Source organism: Nocardiopsis sp. NPDC007018 (assembly GCF_040635075.1).
Classification (GTDB): domain Bacteria; phylum Actinomycetota; class Actinomycetes; order Streptosporangiales; family Streptosporangiaceae; genus Nocardiopsis.
In genome coordinates this window covers 56627-78292 of record NZ_JBEYHA010000015.1, presented here as the reverse complement: position 1 = coordinate 78292, position 21666 = coordinate 56627, and the positions used below count along the sequence as shown (strand labels likewise).

At 71.9% G+C, this 21666-nt stretch carries 16 protein-coding genes; 7 read left to right on the top strand and 9 right to left on the bottom strand.

Translation table 11 applies throughout. From position 1 onward, the window contains the following. Positions 1-10: 10 nt before the first annotated feature. Complete coding sequence (locus ABZ635_RS11080) at positions 11-2527, top strand: LuxR C-terminal-related transcriptional regulator (protein ID WP_357762491.1); 2517 nt, start codon at positions 11-13, stop codon at positions 2525-2527. Between the two features lie 412 nt (positions 2528-2939). Further along, positions 2940-3788, top strand: coding sequence for an AMP-binding protein (locus ABZ635_RS11075; protein ID WP_357762372.1), 849 nt, complete (start codon positions 2940-2942; stop codon positions 3786-3788). 72 nt (positions 3789-3860) lie between these two features. Here ABZ635_RS11075 and ABZ635_RS11070 read toward each other — a convergent pair whose 3' ends face one another. Beyond that, on the bottom strand, positions 3861-4397 hold the full coding sequence (locus ABZ635_RS11070) for an ATP-binding protein (RefSeq protein ID WP_357762369.1): 537 nt from the start codon (positions 4395-4397) through the stop codon (positions 3861-3863). Between the two features lie 715 nt (positions 4398-5112). On the opposite strand from ABZ635_RS11070, the gene ABZ635_RS11065 reads away from it, so the two are divergent. From ABZ635_RS11065 to ABZ635_RS11050, 4 genes are all read left to right on the top strand, one after another. Next, positions 5113-6717: an ABC transporter substrate-binding protein gene (locus tag ABZ635_RS11065; RefSeq protein WP_357762366.1), complete on the top strand. Its 1605-nt coding sequence runs from the start codon at positions 5113-5115 to the stop codon at positions 6715-6717. A gap of 46 nt (positions 6718-6763) precedes the next feature. Continuing rightward, positions 6764-7699 (top strand): ABC transporter permease, encoded by a 936-nt coding sequence (locus ABZ635_RS11060; protein ID WP_357762363.1) that lies wholly within the window; start codon positions 6764-6766, stop codon positions 7697-7699. After that, positions 7696-8580: an ABC transporter permease gene (locus ABZ635_RS11055; protein ID WP_357762360.1), complete on the top strand. Its 885-nt coding sequence runs from the start codon at positions 7696-7698 to the stop codon at positions 8578-8580. The genes ABZ635_RS11060 and ABZ635_RS11055 overlap by 4 nt, the downstream gene beginning before the upstream one ends. 68 nt (positions 8581-8648) lie before the next feature. After that, complete coding sequence (locus tag ABZ635_RS11050) at positions 8649-10259, top strand: ABC transporter ATP-binding protein (protein ID WP_357762488.1); 1611 nt, start codon at positions 8649-8651, stop codon at positions 10257-10259. Positions 10260-10325: 66 nt separating this feature from the next. Here the strand turns inward: ABZ635_RS11050 and ABZ635_RS11045 are convergent, their stop codons facing one another. From ABZ635_RS11045 to ABZ635_RS11035, 3 genes are all read right to left on the bottom strand, one after another. Beyond that, positions 10326-11555 (bottom strand): multidrug effflux MFS transporter, encoded by a 1230-nt coding sequence (locus ABZ635_RS11045; protein WP_357762357.1) that lies wholly within the window; start codon positions 11553-11555, stop codon positions 10326-10328. Positions 11556-11667: 112 nt separating this feature from the next. Then, a complete protein-coding gene (locus ABZ635_RS11040; RefSeq protein WP_357762354.1) occupies positions 11668-12507 on the bottom strand; it encodes a GNAT family N-acetyltransferase in 840 nt (279 codons plus the stop codon). 107 nt (positions 12508-12614) lie between these two features. Then, on the bottom strand, positions 12615-14291 hold the full coding sequence (locus ABZ635_RS11035; protein ID WP_357762352.1) for an alpha/beta hydrolase: 1677 nt from the start codon (positions 14289-14291) through the stop codon (positions 12615-12617). A 104-nt stretch (positions 14292-14395) separates the two neighbouring features. Here ABZ635_RS11035 and ABZ635_RS11030 point away from each other — a divergent pair, with 104 nt between their 5' ends. Next, positions 14396-14890 carry an Lrp/AsnC family transcriptional regulator gene (locus tag ABZ635_RS11030; RefSeq protein ID WP_357762349.1) on the top strand — a complete coding sequence of 165 codons (495 nt, stop codon included), beginning with the start codon at positions 14396-14398 and terminating at the stop codon, positions 14888-14890. A gap of 15 nt (positions 14891-14905) precedes the next feature. Here ABZ635_RS11030 and ABZ635_RS11025 read toward each other — a convergent pair whose 3' ends face one another. The 5 genes from ABZ635_RS11025 to ispG all read right to left on the bottom strand — a co-directional run bounded on the left by ABZ635_RS11025 (position 14906) and on the right by ispG (position 21595). Next, positions 14906-15508: a hypothetical protein gene (locus ABZ635_RS11025; protein WP_357762346.1), complete on the bottom strand. Its 603-nt coding sequence runs from the start codon at positions 15506-15508 to the stop codon at positions 14906-14908. Positions 15509-15681: 173 nt separating this feature from the next. Beyond that, positions 15682-17403: an FAD-dependent oxidoreductase gene (locus ABZ635_RS11020; protein ID WP_357762343.1), complete on the bottom strand. Its 1722-nt coding sequence runs from the start codon at positions 17401-17403 to the stop codon at positions 15682-15684. A gap of 82 nt (positions 17404-17485) precedes the next feature. Further along, the gene (locus tag ABZ635_RS11015; RefSeq protein WP_357762341.1) at positions 17486-18292 is read right to left on the bottom strand and encodes a carbon-nitrogen hydrolase family protein; all 807 of its coding nucleotides are present in this window, start codon (positions 18290-18292) and stop codon (positions 17486-17488) included. A 277-nt stretch (positions 18293-18569) separates the two neighbouring features. Then, positions 18570-20030, bottom strand: a complete 1461-nt coding sequence (locus ABZ635_RS11010; RefSeq protein WP_357762338.1) for an amino acid permease — start codon at positions 20028-20030, stop codon at positions 18570-18572. A 410-nt stretch (positions 20031-20440) separates the two neighbouring features. Next, positions 20441-21595, bottom strand: coding sequence for a flavodoxin-dependent (E)-4-hydroxy-3-methylbut-2-enyl-diphosphate synthase (gene ispG, locus ABZ635_RS11005; protein ID WP_357762335.1), 1155 nt, complete (start codon positions 21593-21595; stop codon positions 20441-20443). Positions 21596-21666 lie beyond the last annotated feature (71 nt).

Sequence of the window (21666 nt, the reverse complement as noted above, 5' to 3'; positions counted from 1 at the left end):
CATGGCACCTCTGACCGCGCCCGCGCGGCACAATCTCCCCCTGCCGGGCACCAGTTTCGTGGGCCGGGAGCGAGATCTCAGCGATCTGCTCCGCCTACTCGGCTCCAGCAGGTCCGTCACGCTCAGCGGCGCGGACGGCATCGGCAAGACGCGGCTGGCGCTGCGTGTGGCCGAACAGTCCACCGTGTCGTTCCCCGACGGAGTGTGGATCGCCGATCTCACCGACGTGCGTACGGCTCTGGAGGTGTACGCGCGTGTCGCCCAGGCCGTGGGGGTCGTCGAGGAACCGGGGCTGCCGCTCGGGGCGACGGTGACCGAGGCTCTGCGGGATCGCAGGCTGCTGTTGGTGCTGGACTCCTGTGAGCACATCGCGGACGAGGTGACCGAGGTCGGGGAGACCCTCCTCGCGGAGTGCCCCGCGGTGTCGGTGCTGCTCACCAGCGAGGTCCCGGTGCGGTTGGCCGGCGGGACGGTGTGGCGGGTGCCCGCGATGGCGCCTCCGATGGCCCCGCGCAACGCCCCGCCCCCGGACCCCGAGGACTCGGAGCCGGTGCGGTTGTTCCTGGACCGGGCCCGCTCCCGCGACCCGCGGTTCGCCGTCGCCGGCCCGGAGCTGGAGGCCGTGGCGACCCTGTGCGACCTGGGCGGCGGGGTACCGCTGGGCATCGAGGTGCTGGGCGCCCTCGCGCCGGAGCGGGGCGTCGCGGCGCTCACGGAGGAACTGCGCGACCACCTGTCCTCGCCGGTGTTCCGGCCCGGTCCGGGCCAGGCCGTCTCGCGCAGCGAGGTGCTGCCGCTGGTGTTGGACTTCGCCTACCGGGGGCTGCCCGAGCCCGAACGCGTCCTGCTGCGCCGCCTGTCGGTGTTCCGGGGCTGGGACCTGGAACTGGCCGAGCAGGTGTGCGCGGACGAGTCCCTGCCCGAGCAGAGCATCCTGGACCTGCTCACGTCGTTGCTGGACCGCTCCCTCATCACGGTGACCGGTGAGTTCGAGGGCCGGGTGCGCTACCGGCTGCCCGAGGCGGTTCGCCGGTTCGCGCGGGAGCGGCTGGTGGCCGCGGGCGAGTCCGAGCTGTTCCAGGAACGCCTGCTGGCCCGCATGCTGCGGCTGGCGGAGGACCTGGGCCGGCGGCTGGAGTCGAGCCGCCCCATGCCGTGGTCCGAGCGCGACTCCGGGCGCCAGCGGGTGATCGCCGAGTACGACACGCTCCGGTCGCTGCTGCGCTGGTCCCTCCAGAAGGGCGCCGCCGAACCCGGGCTGCGGCTGTGTGTGAGCCTGGTGGCGCACTGGGTGAGCCACAACAGCTACTCCGAGGGCGCGCACTGGATGGACCGCCTGCTGGCCCTCGAGGAGAGCGCGAAGGCGCCTTCGAGGGCCCGGGCGCTGGTCGGCCGGGCCCAACTGGCGCGTGTGCGCCGGGACCACGCGCTGGCGCTCGAGGCGGGCGAGGAGGGGCTGCGGCTGTGCCGGGAGGCGGGCGACGACGCGTTCGTGCGCACCGCGCTGAGCCTGCTGGCCCTGGTGGAGGTCCGCGAACGCAACCTGGACCGGGCCTCGGTGCGGGTGGAGGAGGCGCTCCGGCTGTGCCGGGAGGCCGGCGACCTGTGGGGCGAGGCCATCGCCCTGGGATGTAGGGCGGCCCTGGTCGCGCAGCAGGGCGACTACCCGACCGCCGACCAGCACTACAACGCCGCGTTGGCGCTGTTGCGGGGCATCGACCACCGTTGGGGTGTGGGCGTGACCCTCATCGGCCAGGCCCGTACCGCCGAGGTGAACGACGATCTCATCACGGCCGACCGCTGCTACCGGGAGGCGTTGGACACGCAGCGGCTGATCGGTTCGGTGTCCGAGGAGGCCCGCTGTCTGGCCGGGATCGGCCGGGTGGCGCACGCCCAGGGGTACACCGGCCAGGCCTACGACTACCTGAGTGAGGGGCTGCTGCTGAGCCACGCCAGCGGGCAGCGGGCCGAGGCGGCTCGGAGCCTGGTGGCGCTGGCCCGGGTGGCGTTCGGTTCGGGGCTGCGTGAGTCGGCCTGCCGTCTGGCGGGCGCGGCCACCGCACTGCGTGCGCGGGTCGGGCTGCCGGAGCGCGAGGCGCCCTGGCCGTTCGCGGGCGCCGAGCGGGGGCGCCGCCGCCACCGCCAACTGGTGGACTGGTGGGAGCGGGGTCACGCGCTGGGGCATTCCGAGGCGGTCCGCGAGGCGGAGCTGTTGGCCGAGGAGGCGCGTCACCCGGCTCCCCGGTCGGCGCGCGGGCGGCGCGCGGGCGAGGGCCGCACGTCCCCCGCCCGGCGCAAGCCCTCCACTCCCCTGCCGGAGTCCACCAGTCCCGAACAGCTGCTGACCCGGCGGGAGCTGGAGGTCGCCCAGCTGGTGAGCACGGGCCGGAGCAATCCCGAGATCGCTCGGAAGCTGTTCATCACGTCGTCGACGGCGGCCCGGCACGTGGCCAACATCAACCGGAAGATGGGCTTCCACTCGCGCACGCAGATCGCGGCGTGGATCAGGCGGCACCGGCCGGGTTGATCGCAGGCGCGAGCGCACGGCACGGGTGGACGGGTGAGCCCGCCCGGGTGGTGTAGTTCGCACCCGACCCTGAATCTACATATGCATCTGCATGGCCAGATGCATGTGCATATGGCCATGAACGCGCTAGGGTCGAAGCCATGGGACCACGGGCTCCCGGCATCGTGCGAACGGCGCCCGAGCCGGTCCCAGAAACGGCCGTCGGAGCCCGGGCCGAACACCGGGCCGCCGTCGGGCCGTCGGTCACGGGAGGGTTCCCGGGGCCGGTGGGCAACCGCGTCGGCGCGGGGGGACCTGGGGAGGCCCCTCGCGGTGAACGTCCGGCGCGGCGCTTCCGGGCTCGCCACGTGGAGGGGGCGTGACGAGCCCGGTTAGCGGGCCCGCACGACAGACCGTTCGAGTGGGGGAGCGCATGGGGGTTGGGCTGAGTTCAGGAACCGGACGACCGGGTCGTCACCTGCCGCGTCGGGACGACCCGATCGGCTCACTCACGGGCGGGTTGTGCGAACGGCTGCGGCTGCGGACCGGGCGCGGCGGAACCATCCGCGGCGCCTCCGGGCGCACCGACGCGCTGACCTTCGCGGCCACGGTCGAGCAGGCCGCCGCGGGGCTCAGCCGCCGTGGACTGTGTCTGGGGGACGTGGTCGGCGTGCTCGCCCCCGTCTCCCCCGACCGTTTCCTCGCCTCGTACACCGTGATGGCCGTGGGCGGCCGGGCGCTGACCGTCCACCCCGAGTCCGACCTGCGCACCCAGTGCCGCGCACTGGCCGAGACGGACGCCCGACTGCTGATGGTGAGCGAGGACCTCGCCGAGCGGGGACTGGAGCTGGCCGAGCGCTCACGGGTGCGGCAGGTCATCACGTTCGGCACCGCGCTGGGCACGACCCCGTTCCGGGATCTGCTGCTGCCGAGCCCCGACGGGAACGGCTACAGCCCCGCGCGCGGTCTCTTCGACAACGGGCACCTGGGGTACGAGCCCGCCGGAGACGACATCCTCACCACGCTGCACACCCACCACGACCTGCTGGCGCGCTTCACCGAGCTGCGGGACGACCTCGCCCTGACCGCCGACGACGTCGTCGCGGTGGGCGGGTCCGGGGACGAGGCGACCCGTCTGGCCCTGGTGGCGCTGGCGCTGTGGACCGGCACGTGTGTGGTCGCGGGCGAGGGCTGCCCGGCCCCGGAGGGGCGCCAGGTGACGGTCACCTGCGATCCGGTGCCGACCCGGATCGCCCACCCGCGGTCGGACCTCGCGGGCTAGCGTCCACGCGGCCGGGGCGGCCGTCACCCCGGGAGGGGCCACGGGATGATCCGTGGCCCCTCCCCCGCTTTCTCAGACCTGTTCCGACGCCGTGTCCGCGGCCGCCTCGTCGTCGATCTCGAACCAGGTCACGTGGGTGGCCTCGCTCCAGTACTCACCGCTGCGCGTGGCACAGCTGTCGACGATGAACTTGCCACGGCCGAAGTCGTCACCGTCCTCGCGGGTGTGCACGCCGTCGGCGTCGACCGGGTCGCGCTCGCCCTGGTCGGCCACGGCCACCCGGAGGCGGTTCGCGTCGGAGCGGATGAACAGCGTCATCACGCCCCCGCTCTGGCCCGAACGCGAGTGGAGCAGGGCGTTGGTCGCCAACTCGCTCACGGCCAGCTCCGCGTCGTCCAGGGCACCCGGGCCGTGCCCGTTCCTGGTGAGGAACTCGCGTACCCGTGCGCGGATGGACCGCACGGCGGTCAGGTTCCCCGCGCAACTCCACACGGTGTGGTCGGTGACCCCACCCGTGAGATCGCCGACGTCGATGCTCGGTGCGGTCGACGTCGCGGCGTCTGCGGCTTCCGCGGGCACGTAATCCCGGAGTTGCCTCGCCTCAGCCATCCGGTCACTCCAATCACCCGCGACGGGCGCGCGGGTTGCGCCGCCTGCACTCACCTTAGACAAGGGTGTGCCGGGTCCAGAACAGCACACCTCGCTTCTTCACGCCGGGGATTGGCCACAAAACCCCGTCCCGTGTCCTCCCCGATGTGAACAAAGGAAACGGTCCGGACCTCAGGGCCACCCATGTGAGGTGCAACACGCGGGCAACGGTTGGCCGTATCCGGCCGCGCGCGGCGCCCGTGCTCCGCTCGGCGGCGGGCGCGGCACCCACGGGGACCCGTCCAGGACACCCCAAGGAAGTCACCCTACGTGATCGCGCGCCCGGTAAAGACGGAAAACAAGCGACTAAACGCCACGTTTTCACTACCCACAGACAACGATGAGGACACAACAGGGAGCGCCGGAAACCCGTGCGGGACCCCTACCACGGCTCGGAAGGCGTGCGCGCCCGGACACGCGGAAGGCCCACCGATTCGGTCGGAAACCCCCAGGCCACAGCAGATTCCATCAGCCCCTCAATTCCCATCCCGGGCCGTCCGTAAGTGCGGGCGGGAGCGGCCCCGATCCCGCCCCGACCTCGTTTGACGCTTCCTGTGGGGCGAACAAGTATCGATTGGGGCCGATCCCGACATCCCCTCCCGGGGGCACCCCCAGCCACCGTCTGTCACAGGGTCCCGGCCTCTCCGAAGTCCACGTACCCACACGAGGTGTCCCCGTGCCTGCCCAGTCCGAAGACCCCACCACCGCCCTGAACCACCTCACCTCCCGCCGCAGCCTCCTCAAGGCGGGCGCGGCCGGTGCGGCCGTCGCCCCCGTCCTCGCCGCGTGCGGCGGCGGAGGCTCCGGCTCCGGTGGTTCCGGCGACGGCGAGCCCCAGACCGGCGGCCGTCTCAAGGTGGGTGTCGCGGGAGGCGGCGCCAGCGACACCCTGGACGCGCACGACCCCACCGACAACGTCGACATCGCGCGCAACCACGCCCTCTACGCGGCCCTCATGCGCTTCGACAACGACGGCACCATCGAGCCCTACCTCGCGGAGTCGCTGGAAGCCAACGAGGACGGCACCGAGTGGACCCTGGTCCTCAAGGAGGGGCTGACCTTCCACGACGGCTCCACGGTCACCACCGAAGCCGTCCTGTACTCCCTCAAGCGCATCCTCGACCCCGACAACCCCATGCGCGGCGCGGGTGACATGCCCGGCGTCGACCCGGAGCGGATCGAGATCGTCGACGACCTCAGGATGACCATCCCCGTCGACGAGCCGCTGGTCACCCTGCCCGAGGCGCTCGCCGAGTACTACAACTGCGTCGTCCCGGTGGACTACGACCCGGAGAACCCGATCGGCGCCGGGCCCTTCAAGTTCTCCGAGTTCAAGGTCGGCGAGTACAGCGTCTTCGAGCGCCACGAGGGCTTCCACATCGACGGCCTGCCCTACGTGGACGAGCTGGAGATCGTGAACTTCCCCGAGGACGACGCCCGCGTCAACGCGCTCAACAGCGGCAACGTCCACGTCATCAGCCAGGTTCCGCACGTGCAGGTCGCCATCATGGAGGGCGACCCCAACGTGAGCATCCTGGAGTCCGAGACCGGCATGTGGCTGCCGTTCACGATGAACATCGAGGAGAAGCCCTTCGACGACGTCCGCGTCCGTCAGGCCTTCCGCCTCATCGTGGACCGCCAGGAGATAATCGACCAGGCCCTGGCCGGGTACGGACAGCTCGGCAACGACATGTACGCGCGGATGGACCCCTCCTACCCCGAGGACATCGAGCAGCGCGACCAGGACATCGAGGAGGCCAGGCGCCTGCTCGCCGAGGCGGGTTACGAGGACGGCCTGGAGGTCGAGCTCGTCACCTCCGACATCAGCGCGGGCGTGGTCGCCGCCGCCGAGGTCTTCCAGGAGCAGGCCCGCGAGGCCGGGGTCACCGTGACCCTGCGCCGGGTCAACCCCAGCGACTACTGGAACCCGGAGGAGGGCTTCCCCTACGCCTTCGGCCAGGACTTCTGGAGCGCCCGCAACTACATCACCCAGACCGCCCAGGGCTCGGTCGTGGGCGCCCCCTACAACGAGACCATGTGGGGCGAGCACGAGGAGTGGCTGGAGTACCTGGAGGAGGCGCGCCGGACCGCCGACGACGACGAGCGCAACGCGCTCATCCGCAAGGCGCAGGAGATCGAGCACGAGGAGGGCGGCTACATCGTGTGGGGCTTCGTGAACCTGCTCGACGCCCACCACATCACGGTGCACGGCCTGACCCCGGCGGTCTCGGGCCACCCCCTGGGCTCCTACGCCTTCCACACGATGTGGCTGGAGCAGTAGCGGACACCCGGTTCCCGCACCTCCAGACCGCTACCGAAAGCTCACCATGACTCGACTCATCGTCGTCCGCCTCCTGTTCGGGGCGCTGACACTCTGGGCGGTGTCCCTCGTGGTCTTCGCGGCCACGCAGGCGCTGCCGGGCGACGCGGCCCAACTCATCCTGGGCCGCGACGCCACCCCGGAGCGGCTGGAAGCCCTCCGCGACCAGCTGAACCTGCACCAGCCCGTGGCCGTGCAGTACGCGCAGTGGCTCCAGGGCCTGCTCCAGGGCGACCTGGGCACGTCCTTCTCCAACCGGCTGCCCGTCGCCGACTACCTCGCCGACCCGGTGCGCGGCTCGCTCACCCTGATGGGCCTGTCCGCTCTGGTCGCGACCCCGGTCGCCCTGTTCGTCGGGGCGTTCAGCGCGCTGCGCCGCGACCGGGCCTTCGACCACACCTCGTCCATGGGCACGCTGGTCCTGGCCTCCGTCCCCGAGTTCGTGGTCGGCATCCTGCTGATCCTCCTGCTCGGCCCGGGCGGCCTGGGCGTCTTCCCGTCCGTGTACTCCCGTGACGGCGGCCCCGAACAGTGGGTCCTGCCGGTGCTGACGCTCGCGCTGGCCGTGGCCCCGCCGATCGTGCGCATGATGCGGGCGACCATGATCGAGGTCCTGGAGAGCGAGTACGTGCAGCAGGCACGCCTCAAGGGCATGGACGAGCGCACGGTGCTGTGGCGCCACGCCGCCCCCAACGCGATCGGCCCGGTCGCCCAGGTGGTCGCCCTCCAGTTGGCCTGGCTGGCCGGCGGCGTGGTGGCGATCGAGTTCCTGTTCAACTTCCCCGGTGTCGGCAAGGTCCTCATGGACGCCATCAGTAACCGCGACGTGCCGCTGATCCAGGCCGTCGTGCTGCTCATCGCGGGGATCTACATCCTGGTCAACCTGGTCGCCGACGTGATCGGGCTGGCGGCCAACCCGAAGGTGAGGGTCGCGAACCGATGACTGGACCCTCGACGAACACGCCCGTCACGGCGGCGCCCCGCCGCCGTCCGGGGCTGTTCCGGACCGCGTGGCGGTTCGGCCGTACCAAGGTGGGCGTGGGCCTGACCGGCCTCATCGTCCTGATCGCCGTGCTGGGGCCGTTCGTGGCCCCCTACACCGCCACCGAGTTCGTGTCCAAGCCGTTCGAGACGGGTGTGGACGGCACCCTGTTCGGCGGCGACAACCGCGGGCGCGACGTGCTCACCCGCTTCCTGTGGGGCGGTTGGACGCTGCTCCTGCTGGCCGCCGCCTCCGCCGGGATCGGCGTGGCCGCCGGTACCGTCGTCGGCGTCATCGCCGGCTACCGCCGCGGCTGGGTGGACGACGTCCTCATGCGGACCAACGACGTGCTGCTGGCCTTTCCCCAGCTCATCGCCGCCCTGTTGGTGATGTCGATCCTCGGCCCGCAGGTGTGGCTGATCGTGGCGGTCATCGCCGTCTCGCACATGCCGCGCGTGGCCAGGGTGATCCGCGAGGCCACCCGCAAGGTGATCGAACAGGACTACGTGAAGGCCGCCGAGGCGATCGGTCTCCCCCGCTGGCGCATCATGACGGTGGAGATCCTGCCGAACGTGACCAGCCCGCTCCTGGTGGAGCTGGGCCTGCGCCTGACCTACTCCATCGGTGTGGTGGCGGTGCTCGGCTTCCTCGGCATGGGACTCCAGCCGCCCACGGCGGACTGGGGCCTGATGATCAACGAGAACCGGGGCGGCATGGCCATCCAGCCGTGGGCGGTGGCGCTGCCCGTGACGGCGATCGCGGTGCTCACCGTCGGCGCCAACCTCATCACCGACGGGCTCTCCCGAGCGGCGATCGGCATCGACCGGGGGGTAGAGAAGTGACCTTGGACGAGAACACGGGGGCCGGGGACACCGGCCGCGAGGAGCGCCGCGACGGCGAGACCGTACTGGTGGTCGACGGGCTCACCGTGATCGGGCGCCCCTCGGACGTCGAGATCATCAGCGGCGTGTCGGTGACGGTGCGACGGGGCGAGATCCTCGGCCTGGTGGGAGAGTCCGGTTCGGGCAAGACCACCCTGGGCCTGTCACTGCTGGCGCACTGCAAGCGCGGCACGGAGATCGTCGACGGCCACGTGCTGGTCGACGACCAGGACCTGGCCACCCTCAACCCGCGCGAGGTCCGCCAGCTGCGGGGCCGCGCGGTGGCCTACATCCCGCAGTCACCCGCCTCGGCGCTCAACCCGGCCCTGCGGCTGGGCACGCAGCTGGCGGAGGCCCTGCACGACGGGTCGCTGTCGGCCGCGCGGGTCCGGGAGCGGGTCCGCGAGGTCATGCGCGAGGTGGCGCTGCCCGACACCGACGCGTTCCTGCGCCGCTACCCGCACCAGCTGTCCGGCGGGCAACAGCAGCGGGTGGCGATCGCGATGGCGTTCGTGGGCCGCCCGGACGTGATCGTGCTCGACGAGCCGACCACCGGCCTGGACGTCACCACGCAGGCTCACGTGCTGGAGACCATCCGGTCGATGACCCGCGACTACGGGACCGCCGGCGTGTACATCAGCCACGACATGGCCGTGGTCGCCGACCTGGCCGACGACATCGCGGTGATGTACCGGGGCGAGCTCGTGGAGCACGGACGCGCCGACGCGGTGCTGGCCGACCCTCGGCACGAGTACACGCGCCGACTGCTGATGGCGGTTCCGCTCCTGCGGACCTCGGGGCACGAGGAGCCGGGGACCGGGGCCGAGGAAGAGCCGCTGCTGCGGGTCCGCGGTCTGTCCGCCGGGTACGGGCGCACGCGGGTGCTGGAGGGGATCGACGTGTCGGTCTCCCGTGGGGAGTGCGTGGCCCTGCTGGGCGAGTCCGGCTCCGGTAAGACGACCCTGTCGCGCTCGGTGGCGGGCCTGCACCACGAGTTCACCGGTGAGATCCTGTTCGACGGCGAACCGCTGGCCACCAGCAGTTACCGGCGGACGGCGGAGCAGCGCCGCCGGGTGCAGTACGTGTTCCAGAACCCGTACGAGGCCCTGAACCCGCGCAAGCGGGTGCGGGAGCAGATCCTGGGCCCCTACCGTCACCTGGTGGGCCGCCCCGACGACCCGGACGCCGTGGTGGCCCGGGCCCTGGAGCGGGCCGCGCTGCCCGCCTCCTACGCGGACCGCTTCCCCGAGCAGCTCAGCGGCGGCGAGCGCCAGCGCGTGTGCATCGCGCGAGCGGTGGCCACCGGCCCGGACCTGCTCGTGTGCGACGAGATCACGTCGGCGCTGGACGTGTCGGTGCAGGCGGAGATCGTGAAGCTGCTGCGCGAGCTCCAGGACCAGGGCATGGCGCTGTTGTTCGTGACCCACAACATCGCGCTGGTGTCCAACATCGCCGAGCGGGTCGCGATCCTCAACAAGGGCGAGATCGTCGAGTACGGGACGGTGGGCGAGGTGATGTCGTCGCCGAGCCACGAGTACACGCGCGCGCTGATCGCCGACACCCCGGACTTCGAGTTGTCCTTTCCGGGCGCCCCCGCGCGCCTGGGCCTGGACGCCGAGGACCGCGTGACCGAGGGCTGACCGGGCCCGACGGACGGGGGCCGGGCGCGCACGACGCGCACCCGGCCCCGGTCCGCGTTCCCCCGCTCATGGGAGGGGGTCGGCCTCCGGCACCGCGGCCTCCGCGCGCGGCCTGGCCAGCGTGAGCAGGACCAGCAGGCCCAGGGCCGAGCTGGCGCACAGGAGCAGGCCCATGGGCACGGCCGTGGTCTCGTCCAGGCCGACCAGCGGCGCGACGACGGCGCCGATGGTCATCGGTAGGGCTCCGAGCAGGGAGCTGGCGCTCCCGGCCCGGTTCTCCTGCCCCTCCATGGCCAGGGCGAAGGAGCCGGTGAGGACCACGCCCATACAGGTCATGTAGACGAAGATGGGCACGACCAGGAGCACCAGCGGTCCCTGGAGGAGCGCGGTGGCGAGCACCACGGAGGTGGCCGCCACCGCGACGGCCACGGCCGCCGCCAGCAGGCGCCGCTCGCCGTAGCGGCCGCTGAGCCGGCCCACCGCGGAGCTGCCCAGGATGATGCCGATCCCGTTCACCCCGAAGAGGAATCCGAAGACCTGCGGGGACACCCCGTACAGGTCCTGGTAGACGAAGGGCGTCCCGGCCACGTAGGCGAAGCTGCCGCCGTGCAGCAGGCCGACGATCAGCGTGTAGCCGAGGTAGCGGCGGTCCCGGAACAGCGCTCCCATCGTGCGCAGGCTGCCGCCCAGGGTGCTCGGGATGCGCCGCCGAGGGTGGAGCGTCTCCGGCAGGCGCACCGCCACGACCAGGACGATCAGGGCGCCGAGCAGGGCCAGCGCCCAGAACACGCTCCGCCAGGTGGTGGAGGGCAGCATGAGGACGCCGCCGCCCACCACGGGGGCCACCATGGGGGCGACCGCGACCACCACCATGATGAGGGCGAAGAACCGGGTGAGCGCCGGGCCGTCGAAGACGTCGCGCACCACCGCGCGGGAGAGCACCACCCCGGCGCTGGCGGTGAAGCCCTGGAGGAACCGGCCCAGCACCAGCACCCCGGTGTCGGGGGCGAGCGCGCACAGGGCCGAGGCGAGCACGAACAGCGCCACGCACACCAGGAGCGGCCCCCGCCTACCCCGGGCGTCGCTGATCGGGCCGATCACCACCTGGCCGACCGCGAGGCCGACCAGGCAGGCGGTGAGGCTCAGCTGCACCTGGGAGGCGTTGGCGCCCAGATCGTCGGAGATCTCGGGAAACGCCGGAAGGTACATGTCGATGTTGAGCGGGCCCAGCACGGTCAGCAGGGCGAGCAGCAGGGCCAGCCCCAAACGCGCGCGGCCGGTCGGGTTGTGGAGCATGGGGCCTCTCTGCGGCACGGGTGAGGGAGCCCGTCCACGGTACCCAGCTCCACCCGGCCGGTTGCCGGACCGGTCGGCAATCTGACGAGGACCCGTCAGTTGGGTCCGCCGGTCAGAAGAGGACCGACATGACCTCCCCCACCTGCCGGAAACCGACGCGCTGGTAGGTGGCCCGGGCGGGGGTGTTGAAGTCGTTGACGTAGAGCGTCACGCGGGGGGCGATCTCGGCGAGCGCGTAGTTGACCACCGCGGCCATACCCGCGCTGGAGTACCCGCGTCCGCGCAGCTCGGGGTGGACCCACACGCCCTGTACCTGACAGGCCTGCGGAGTGACGGCGCCGATCTCCGCCTTGAACACCACCTGCCCGTCCTCGATCCGGGCGAAGGCGCGACCCGTGCGGACCAGCTCCTCGACGCGGGCCCGGTAGAGGGCGCCACCGTCACCGGAGTCCGGCGGGACCCCCACCTCCTCGGTGAACATGGCGACGCACGCGGGGACGAGGGTGTTGAGCTCCTGGACGCGGACCCTGCGCACCAGGGGGTCGGGCGTGACGGCGGGCGGGCCGTCGATCTCCAGGACGGGTTGGCTGGCCCGGATGGCGCGGGCGGGCCCCCAGGCGGGGGTGACCTGCTGCCAGAAGTCGTTGACCGCCTCGACCGGCCCGACGATCGAGGAGCAGCGGCGGCCGCGCCAGCGCGCGTGGTCGGCGAACCCGCGCACGGCGGCGGGTCCGGCGTTGACCGGGACGAGGTTGGCGCCCGAGTAGCACAGGGCGGTGAGTCTGCCGCGTTCGGTGTGTCCCCACAGCTCGGCCCCGGCTCCACCGGACATGCCGGTGGCCATCAGCCGTGAGGCCACGAAGACGTTGCCCACGGGGTCGGCGTCCAGGAGCGCGCGAACGGCATCCCGGTCGCGGGCTCCGAGAATCCGTACGGCCGAGGTCCGCAGCATCGCATCTCCCCCTCTTCCCGATCACCGTCTCCGGCTGGACACCGGGTCAGTTCGTGGGCCCACGGCGGTTCGCGCCGGTTCCAGCCTATTCGACGGCCTGTCCGGACTCACCTGGAGGTTTCGAGTCCGACCGGTCCGAGCCGCTCGACCGGGGTGAGCTCGGCCCCCTGCGCGGTGCGCGGGCTGGGCTCGGGCCGGGCGTCACAGGTCAGGTCGGGTCCCTCCGCCATGCGCTCGGGCAGGGTCCCCTCGCGGAGGTAGGCGACAACGGTCTCGTCCACGCAGGCGTTCCCGGTGAGGGCCACGCCGTGGGTGATGCCGCCGTCCTCGATCACCAGCGAGGAGCCGGGCAGCCGGTCGCGCAGGGAGCGGGCCCCCTCCACGGGGGTGGCGCCGTCGCCGGTGGCGTGCACCAGGAGCACGTCGCCGTCGTAGGCCGGGTGCTCGTAGGGGCCGTCGCCGACCTGGAACCAGGGCTCCGACTCGCCGGACCAGGAAGCGCACGGAGCGTTGTACCAGGTGTTGTGCCAGGCCAGGAAGGGGGCGTCCTTGTGGGCCCGGTGGGCGTCCGCGCTCCACGTGTCCCAGTCGTGGGGCCACCGGGAGTCGGTGCACTGGACCGCGAGGTATCCGCCGTAGCCGGGGTCGCTGCCCGCGTCGTCGCCGTAGGTCGCGTTCAACTCCAGCAGCGGAGCCGGGTCGGCGTCGTTGACCTGCGCGGACAGCGCCGCTGCGACATCGGGCCAGGTGTTGCCGCTGTAGGCGACGACGGCGGCCGCGCTCTCCAGTTCGCTGGGCCCGACCGTGTCCTCCAAAGGCGCGTCCCGGAGCTGGGAGCGCAGGCGGTGGTAGGCGGACGCGACGGACGCGCCGTCGGCGCCCAGGCCGAAGACGGCGTCGTGGCGGGCGGTCCAGTCGAAGAAGTTGGCGGCGGCGCGGTCGAGGGAGCGGGTCTGTCCGAGGTTGCTCTCGTACCAGGGCAGGTTCGGGTCGACGACGCTGTCGAGGACGACGGCGCGCACGCTGTCGGGGTAGAGCGAGGAGTAGACGGTACCGAGGTAGCTGCCGTAGGAGTAGCCGAGGTAGTCGATCCGGTCGAGGCCGAGGGCGACCCGGATGGCGTCCATGTCGTGCGCGGTGTCCTCGGTGCGCATGTGGTCCAGGAGCGGCCCGGCGTTCTCGGCGCAGGCGTCGGCGTAGGCGCGGGCGTCCTCGCGCAGCGCCCTCTCCTCGGCGGCGTCGGCCGGGACGGCGTCCTTGCGGACCGGGGCGAAGTACCCGGGGTCGCAGGTGACGTTGGGGGTGGATGCGCCCATGCCGCGCGGGTCGAAGGCCACCACGTCGTAGATCTCGCGCAGCTCCTGGGGCATGCGGTTGTGGGTGACCGCGGCCCACCGGCGTCCCGCACTGCCCGGGCCGCCGGGGTTGACCAGCACGGTGTGCTCGGCCTCGCCGGTGGCGGGGACCCGGGACAGGGCGATCCGGAGGGTCTCGGCGGTGTCGCCGACGCGGTCTCCCCCGGTGGTCCGGGTCATGGGGACGGTGAGGGTCGCGCACTCCATCTCGGTGCCGCCGACCGGGGCGAGGTCCTCGCAGGGCCGCCAGTCGAGGGACCGCTGGTCGAGCCGGGTGATCGGCGCGACGGCCTCGACCGGCGCGGCGGCCCGGGCCGCGGGAACGGCGACCAGTGAGGCCAGGAGCACCCCGGCGGAGACCGCTGCCCACTGTGTGCAGGTTGAACGCACGCTCTTACCCCCGATACCGGCCAGGACGTCCACCTGCATTCTCACCGCTACGCGACGTGACACCGTGAAACGACACGGACCCCGGTCGGGCACTGCCCGGTAACATGTGCCCTGGTCAGATCAGACGGGGACGAAGGGGCACCATGCGGCTTGATCGTGTCGACGAGCGGATCATCGCGATGCTCGGCGCGGACGCGCGGACCAGCTTCGCCGAGATCGGCGGCGAGGTCGGTCTGAGCCCCTCGGCGGTCAAACGCCGAGTCGACCGGCTGGTCGACTCGGGCGCCGTACGCGGCTTCACCGTGGTCGTCGAACCCCGGGCGATCGGTTGGACCACCGAGGCGTTCATCGAGCTCTACTGCCGTGCCCGCACGTCCCCGGGCGAGATCCGCCTCGGCCTGTCCGGGTACGCCGAGGTCACCTCGGCCTGCACCGTCACGGGCGACGCCGACGCGATCGTGCAGGTCCGCGCACGCGACACCCAGCACCTGGAAGAGGTCATCGAGCGGATCGGCGCCGAGCCGTTCGTGGTGCGCACCAAGAGCACCCTGGTGCTCTCCCGGCTCGTGGACCAACCCATCCTCGCGGGTGCCGCCGGAGCCGAGCCCTCCGACGAGGGCGACGGGCGGGCGGAATGATCCGCACAACAGGCCCTAGAGGTACCAGTTGGCGGCCAGGAACGACCCCCACCAGGTGAGACCGTAGGCGACGGGCGCCATCAGCACGGGTATCGGAGACCAGGAACGGCGTACCCGGGACAGGCCGTCGTCGTGCCACACGCGCTCCTCGCGGACCGCGTCGGCCCGCGCGGCGATCCGCTCTGCCATGCGTTCGGCCGGGCCGGTCCCGAGGAACATGGTGGGCCTGGAACGCCAGTAGGTCCGGACCACCACGAGTCCCCCGTCCCTCGTGCGTATCTCGATCAGCGCGTCCTCGGTGACCCGCACACGCTCGACGTCGATCCACCTGACCCGGGTGAGGGTCCGAAAGCCCCCCGTGACGAGCCCGTCCTCCCGCACCAGGGTCACGTAGCCGACGGCGCTCACACACCAGGCCCACAAGAGGAGCAGGACGAGGACGAAACCCCCGACGCCGAACCACAGGGAGATCTCCCACGCCAGCTCACCCAACTCGAGGAGCAGGACGAAACAGGCGACGAGAACGACGGGCGCCATCAATGCCGTCGCCGGTGACCAGTGGACGCTGCGGAGGGGGTCGCGCGCGGGGGTGGGCATGGAGGCGTCGGGGGTACGCATGGGGGAATCCCGTCGGGAGGTCTCGGGCCCGGAGCGGGAACCGGGAGGGGTACCGGACCGATACCCGCCGGAAGCGCCGGAACACGCGTATCCGCAGGCCGGAAGCGGCCACCCCCGACCAGGACGGGAGGCCCGGCGGCGGCCCCGTACGCGCCCCGGACCCCCTCGAACGGTCAGTCCTCGGGCAGCTCCACCGGGGCCAGCTCGTCGAACAGGTCGCCCGGCCCGGGGTTGGTCGGGTCGGTCTCCCCGCCGAAGTGGCGCATCACGCCCCACACCGCGTTGAGGGCGGTCTGCACCGCTCCCTCCGCCCATCCGGCGGTCCAGGACACGTCGTCGCCCGCGAGGAACAGGCCCCGGTGCCGCTCGGCCAGATCGTCCTGGTGGAAGTGCGTGAACAGGCGACGCTGGTACCGGTAGTGGCCGGGGAGGTTGGCCTTGAACGCGCCCATGAAGTAGGGCTCGTCCTCCCAGGAGACCGTGACCGGGTCACCGGTGATGTGCGAGCGCACGTCCACGTCCGGGTAGATCTTGCCGAGCGAGGCCAGCATGACCTCCATGCGCTCGTTGGGCGACAGCGGCAGCCACTTGAGCGAGTCGTCGCACCAGGTGTAGGACAGGCAGATCGCGGCCGGGCCGTCCGGGTCCTCGCCCTCCAGCAGGTAGGTGCCCCGGGTCATGCGGTCGGTGAGCGTCATGCTCATGACGTCCCGACCGGTCTCGGGGTCGCGGTCGCGCCAGAACGCGCGGTCGACCGGTACGAACAGCTTGGACGACTCCATGTAGTGGGTCCGCTCGATCGCCGTCCAGTGGTCGATCGGCAGCAGGTCGTCGTCGCAGTCGATCTTGGACAGCAGCATCCACGACTGCGCCGTGAAGACGGCCGCCGGGTAGGCGCGGGTGGAGCCGGAGGAGTCGGTGACGGTGATGTTGCCCGCCGGGGAGTCCTTGGACGCCGTCCGGCGCAGCGCCGTCACCGCCGGACGCGGCTGCCCGCCGTGGAGCGAGGCCAGGGAGGTCCCCCGTGCCCAGTGCACCAGCTTGTCCGGGGCCGCCTCCCACAGTCGGCGCGGCAGCTGGTCCACACCCCCGACGATGCCCAGGTGGTCGTCGTCGGCGCCGGTGTAGGTGACCCGCAGGATCTCCAGGATGGAGTTGGGGAAGTCGGTGTCCCAGCCTCCGGTGCCGAACCCGACCTGCCCGAAGACCTCGCGGGCGCGGAAGGACGAGAATCCCGGGGACTCGCACAGGAACCCGTAGAAGGTCTGGTTGTCGAGCCGCTCGACCAGCGCGTTCCAGATCTCCTTCTGGGTGGCCACGTCGCGCTCGCGGATCGCCCGCTGCATGCGGGTGTGCTCGACGCTCTCCAGGGTCCGCTCCCAGGCGCGCGCCACCTCGCGGTAGGTCTCGGGGAGGTCGTCCAGACGCGTCGCGTAGTGCGACTCGCCCTTGAGGTCCACGACCGTGCTCGGGGTGGCGGGCGAGAGCGGGTTGGGGAACGGGCTGGTGCGCAGCCCCATGAGGTCGGCGTAGTGCCAGAACGAGGTGGAGGTCGGCGGGAAGCGCATCGCGCCCATCTCCGCGACGACGTCGTCGGGGGCCCCGGGCAGGCGCTCGGTGCGCAGGCGGCCGCCGATCCGGTCGGCCTCGTAGACGACCGGCCGCAGCCCCATCCTCATGAGCTCGTAGGCGGTGACGACGCCGGACAGGCCGCCGCCGATGACGGCCACCTCGGTGCCGTGGTGCCCGGCGGGAACCTGGCCCAGACCGGCGGGGTGCGCCAGGAACGCGTCGTAGGCGAACGGGAAGTCGGGCCCGGACATGGTCAGCGGACGGTGGTCGGGCCGGTCGGACACGGGCGCGGTACCGGCGGACGTGGGTACGGCGGACGTCATGGGGTCCTCCTTCACTGGGGCGGGAGCGGGCGCCGCGTGAGCGGCGGTGGTCGGGTGGTGCGGTCGTCGCGGAGAGGGTGCGTCAGGGGGCGCCGGGAGCCGGGTACAGGTCGGTGCGGCGGTCCCCCAGGTACGAGAGCTCGGAGCGGGAGGCGGCCACGTCGGCGGGGTGCACCTCGCCGACGAGCAGGGCCTCGGCGGCCCCCGCGCGCAGCAGTTCCGCGCCGTCGGGTCCCACCAGTGCGCTCAGCCCGACGTAGTCGAGGTCGCCCTCGGCGTCACAGCGGTTCGCGTAGGCCAGGTGGATCTGGTTCTCCATGGCCCGGGCCGGAACGAGGAGCGTGGCCACCGAGGTGGTCGGCGCCATCAGCGCGGTGGGCACCACGAGCAGGGTGGTCCCGGCCCGGGCGTGGGCCCGGACCGTCTCGGGGAACTCCACGTCGTAGCAGACCAGCAGGCCGATCCGGTGGCCGTCGAGGTCGGCCTGCACGACCAGGTCGTCACCGGCGCGGAAGTGGTCGCGGTCCAGAGCGCCGAACAGGTGGGTCTTGCGGTAGAGCGCGCGGGAGACCCCCGTGGCGTCCACCAACCGCACCGCGTTGTACACGTCGCCGCCGTCCAGCTCGGGAAAGCCGTAGACGACGGCCACTCCGGTGTCCGACGCGATCCGGGAGACCTCCGCGAAGAGGGGGCCGTCCGCCGGTTCGGCCAGCTCCCTGAGGCGATCCCCGATGTTGTAGCCGGTCAGCGACATCTCCGGGGTGACCAGCAGGGCGGCGCCCCGGTCGGCGGCGGCGCGGGCACGCTCTCGGAGGCGACGGAGCGAGGAGGCGGGGTCGCCGCTGCGTCCGGTGCCCTGGTCGAGGGCCACGCGCAGGGGTGCGGGCATGACTGGCTACCTCCCGAGGTGTGCTGGTGCGCCGACGCTGTCCGGCCGCGTCCACTCTAGGTGGAGGGAGGCGTGGGAACCGTGTGTGGAACCTGCGCCGTGTTGCGAGTTCGCACTGATCAGACGCGCATCTTTGCGTCCGAGGGCGTCTTCACGCTCCGTTCGTTCGCGTATTCGCGACGGTCACCCGTGGGAACGCGCGGCGGGGCCGGGGGATTCCCCCGGCCCCGCCGTCCTCACTCGCCGACCGCGCCCGACGCCCCGGCCCCGTCCGGGGTCAGGCGCGGACCTCGGGAACGGTCTCGGCCTCCAGGGCGGAGCGGCGCATGCCGTAGCCGAAGTAGATCGCCAGCCCCACCGCGAGCCAGGCGCAGAAGGCCGCCCAGACGCTCACCGGCATGCTCGCCATCAGGTAGGCGCAGGCCAGCACGCCCAGGACCGGGGTGACGGGCGCCCCGGGCATCCGGAAGGCCCGCCTGAGGTCGGGGCGGGTCCTGCGCAGTACCAGCACGGCCACGTTGACCAGGGCGAAGGCGAAGAGCGTGCCGATGGCCGTGGCGTCGGCGAGCGGCCCGAGCGGGATGAACGCGGCCAGCACGGCGATGAACACCGACGTGATGACCGTGTTGGCGCGCGGGGTGCCGTGGGCGTCCACCCTGGAGAAGGCCGCGGGGATCAGGCCGTCACGTGACATCGCGAAGAGGATGCGCGTCTGGCTGTAGAGGACGACCAGGACGACGCTGGCCAGGGCCAGCACCGCACCGGCGGCGAAGATGACCGCCCAGACCGGTGTTCCGGTGACGACCGTGAGGATGCCGGCCAGGGAGGTCCGCCCCTCGGCGAACTCGGTCCAGTTGAGGGCGCCGACCGCGCTGAAGGCCACCAGGCAGTAGAGGGCGGTGACCACGATCATGGAGAACATGATGGCGCGCGGCAGGTCGCGCTGCGGGTCGCGCGCCTCCTCACTGGCGGTGGAGGCGGAGTCGAAGCCGATGTAGGAGAAGAACAGGGTGGCACCGGCGGCGGACACGCCGGCCATACCCATCGGCATGAACGGGGCGAAGTTGCCCCGCTGGACGGCGGTGACCGCGATGGCCACGAACATCACCAGCACGGCGACCTTGACGGTCACCATCACGGCGTTGACGCGGGTGCTCTCCCGCACCCCGACGAGCAGGGCGAACATCGACAGCAGGACCACCACGGCGGCGGGCACGTTGACCAGGCCGCCCTCCAGAGGACCGGCCAGGAGCGCGCCCGGCAGCGACAGCCCGGTGGTCAGGTGCAGGAGCTCGTTGATGTACTGGCCCCAGCCGACGCCGACCGCCGCGACGGAGACCCCGTAGGTGAGCATCAGACACCAGCCGCACACCCAGGCCGTGAACTCGCCCATCGTGGCGTAGCTGTAGGAGTAGGCCGACCCGGAGGCGGGGATCATCCCGGCCATCTCGGCGTAGGCCAGCGCGGAGAACAGCGCGGTCACACCGGCCAGGACGAACGCGAGGATGACGGCGGGCCCGGCGATCGGGACCGCCTCACCGAGCACCACGAAGATTCCGGTGCCCAGGGTGGCGCCGATACCGATCATGGACAGCTGCCAGAACCCCATGGTGCGGCGCAGGCCGTGGTCGCCCTCGGTCTCGGCCACGAGCTTCTCGACCGGCTTGCGCCGGCTCAGACGCCGCCCCAGGGTGGACTCGGACGCGTCCGCCCCCACGGGGCTCCTCTGCTGCACCACGAATGGACTCCTCGACGTTCTGCGGGTGGGCACACCGGTTCGGCTCCGTCTCGAACCAACGCGACCCCACCTGTGCCTCGGGCAACGTTAATGGCGCCGCGTGAGTAGCATGACCCACATTCATTGCCTCTGTCCGCTTTCCATGGCCGAATCATGCGCACTGACGCAAGAAAACGCACACCGTGGTGATCCGTGCCACGTGACGTGACTCATCGCGGACCTGCCCCCGGACCGGCGGTGGCGCCGGTCCGGGCCACCGGTGGGTGTAAGCCTCCGGCGGTCCCGCGTGTTCCCCAACGGGGCACACGGGTGCCCACCTCCGAGTCGGACGCGGGTCCGGGCACGGCAAAGGGGGCACGGCGCACGCCGTACCCCCTCTGATCGGTGGCCCCCTCAGGGGGCGGTGCGGATCAGCCCGCCACGGACACGCTGGGCTCGCCCTGGACCCCGGCCTCGCCCATCTCCTCGGCGATGCGCATGGCCTCCTCGATCAGCGTCTCGACGATCTTGGACTCGGGGACCGTCTTGATGACCTCGCCCTTGACGAAGATCTGGCCCTTGCCGTTGCCCGAGGCCACGCCCAGGTCGGCCTCGCGCGCCTCACCCGGGCCGTTCACGACACAGCCCATGACGGCCACTCGCAGCGGCACCTCCAGGCCCTCCAGACCGGCGGTGACCTCCTCGGCGAGCGTGTACACGTCCACCTGGGCGCGGCCGCAGCTCGGGCAGGAGACGATCTCCAGGCCGCGCTCGCGCAGGCCCAGGGACTCCAGGATCTGCGCGCCCACCTTGACCTCCTCGGCGGGCGGCGCCGACAGGGACACGCGGATGGTGTCGCCGATCCCCTCCGACAGCAGCGCGCCGAAGGCCACGGCGGACTTGATGGTGCCCTGGAAGGCCGGTCCGGCCTCGGTGACGCCCAGGTGCAGCGGGTAGTCGCAGGCCTGCGACAGCAGCCGGTACGCGTTGACCATCACGACCGGGTCGTTGTGCTTGACGGAGATCTTGATGTCCTGGAAACCGTGCTCCTCGAACAGCGAGCACTCCCAGAGCGCGGACTCCACCAGCGCCTCGGGGGTGGCCTTGCCGTACTTGGCGAGCAGCCGCCTGTCGAGCGATCCGGCGTTGACGCCGATACGGATCGGGGTCCCGGCTGCCGAGGCCGCCTTGGCGATCTCGGCGACCTTGTCGTCGAACTTCTTGATGTTGCCCGGGTTGACGCGCACGGCCGCGCACCCGGCGTCGATCGCGGCGAACACGTACTTGGGCTGGAAGTGGATGTCGGCGATCACCGGGATCTGCGACTTCTTGGCGATGATCGGCAGCGCGTCGGCGTCGTCGTTGGTGGGGACGGCCACACGGACGATCTGGCAGCCCGAGGCGGTGAGCTCGGCGATCTGCTGGAGGGTCGCGTTGATGTCGGAGGTGCGGGTCGTCGTCATCGACTGCACGGACACGGGAGCGTCGCCGCCCACCGGGACGTTCCCGACCATGATCTGCCGGGTCTTGCGCCGGGTCGCCAGCGGGCGCGGCGGGGTGGCGGGGATACCGAGATCAATGGTCACGCTAGGTTCACCTCGTCTGCCGCCGGAGGGAGGGGCGGCACTTGATGTCGTCCGGTCGTGGAGAAACGGGG

Excerpts from the sequence above, each read along its gene's own strand:
- ABZ635_RS11030 (WP_357762349.1), top strand. The coding sequence starts at position 14,396 with ATGCGGCTTGATCGTGTCGACGAGCGGATCATCGCGATGCTCGGCGCG.
- ABZ635_RS11045 (WP_357762357.1), bottom strand. The coding sequence starts at position 11,555 with ATGCTCCACAACCCGACCGGCCGCGCGCGTTTGGGGCTGGCCCTGCTG.
- ABZ635_RS11055 (WP_357762360.1), top strand. The coding sequence starts at position 7,696 with ATGACTGGACCCTCGACGAACACGCCCGTCACGGCGGCGCCCCGCCGC.
- ABZ635_RS11070 (WP_357762369.1), bottom strand. The coding sequence starts at position 4,397 with ATGGCTGAGGCGAGGCAACTCCGGGATTACGTGCCCGCGGAAGCCGCA.
- ABZ635_RS11020 (WP_357762343.1), bottom strand. The coding sequence starts at position 17,403 with ATGACGTCCGCCGTACCCACGTCCGCCGGTACCGCGCCCGTGTCCGAC.
- ABZ635_RS11035 (WP_357762352.1), bottom strand. The coding sequence starts at position 14,291 with ATGCAGGTGGACGTCCTGGCCGGTATCGGGGGTAAGAGCGTGCGTTCA.
- ABZ635_RS11025 (WP_357762346.1), bottom strand. The coding sequence starts at position 15,508 with ATGCGTACCCCCGACGCCTCCATGCCCACCCCCGCGCGCGACCCCCTC.
- ABZ635_RS11015 (WP_357762341.1), bottom strand. The coding sequence starts at position 18,292 with ATGCCCGCACCCCTGCGCGTGGCCCTCGACCAGGGCACCGGACGCAGC.
- ABZ635_RS11060 (WP_357762363.1), top strand. The coding sequence starts at position 6,764 with ATGACTCGACTCATCGTCGTCCGCCTCCTGTTCGGGGCGCTGACACTC.
- ABZ635_RS11075 (WP_357762372.1), top strand. The coding sequence starts at position 2,940 with ATGGGGGTTGGGCTGAGTTCAGGAACCGGACGACCGGGTCGTCACCTG.
- ABZ635_RS11040 (WP_357762354.1), bottom strand. The coding sequence starts at position 12,507 with ATGCTGCGGACCTCGGCCGTACGGATTCTCGGAGCCCGCGACCGGGAT.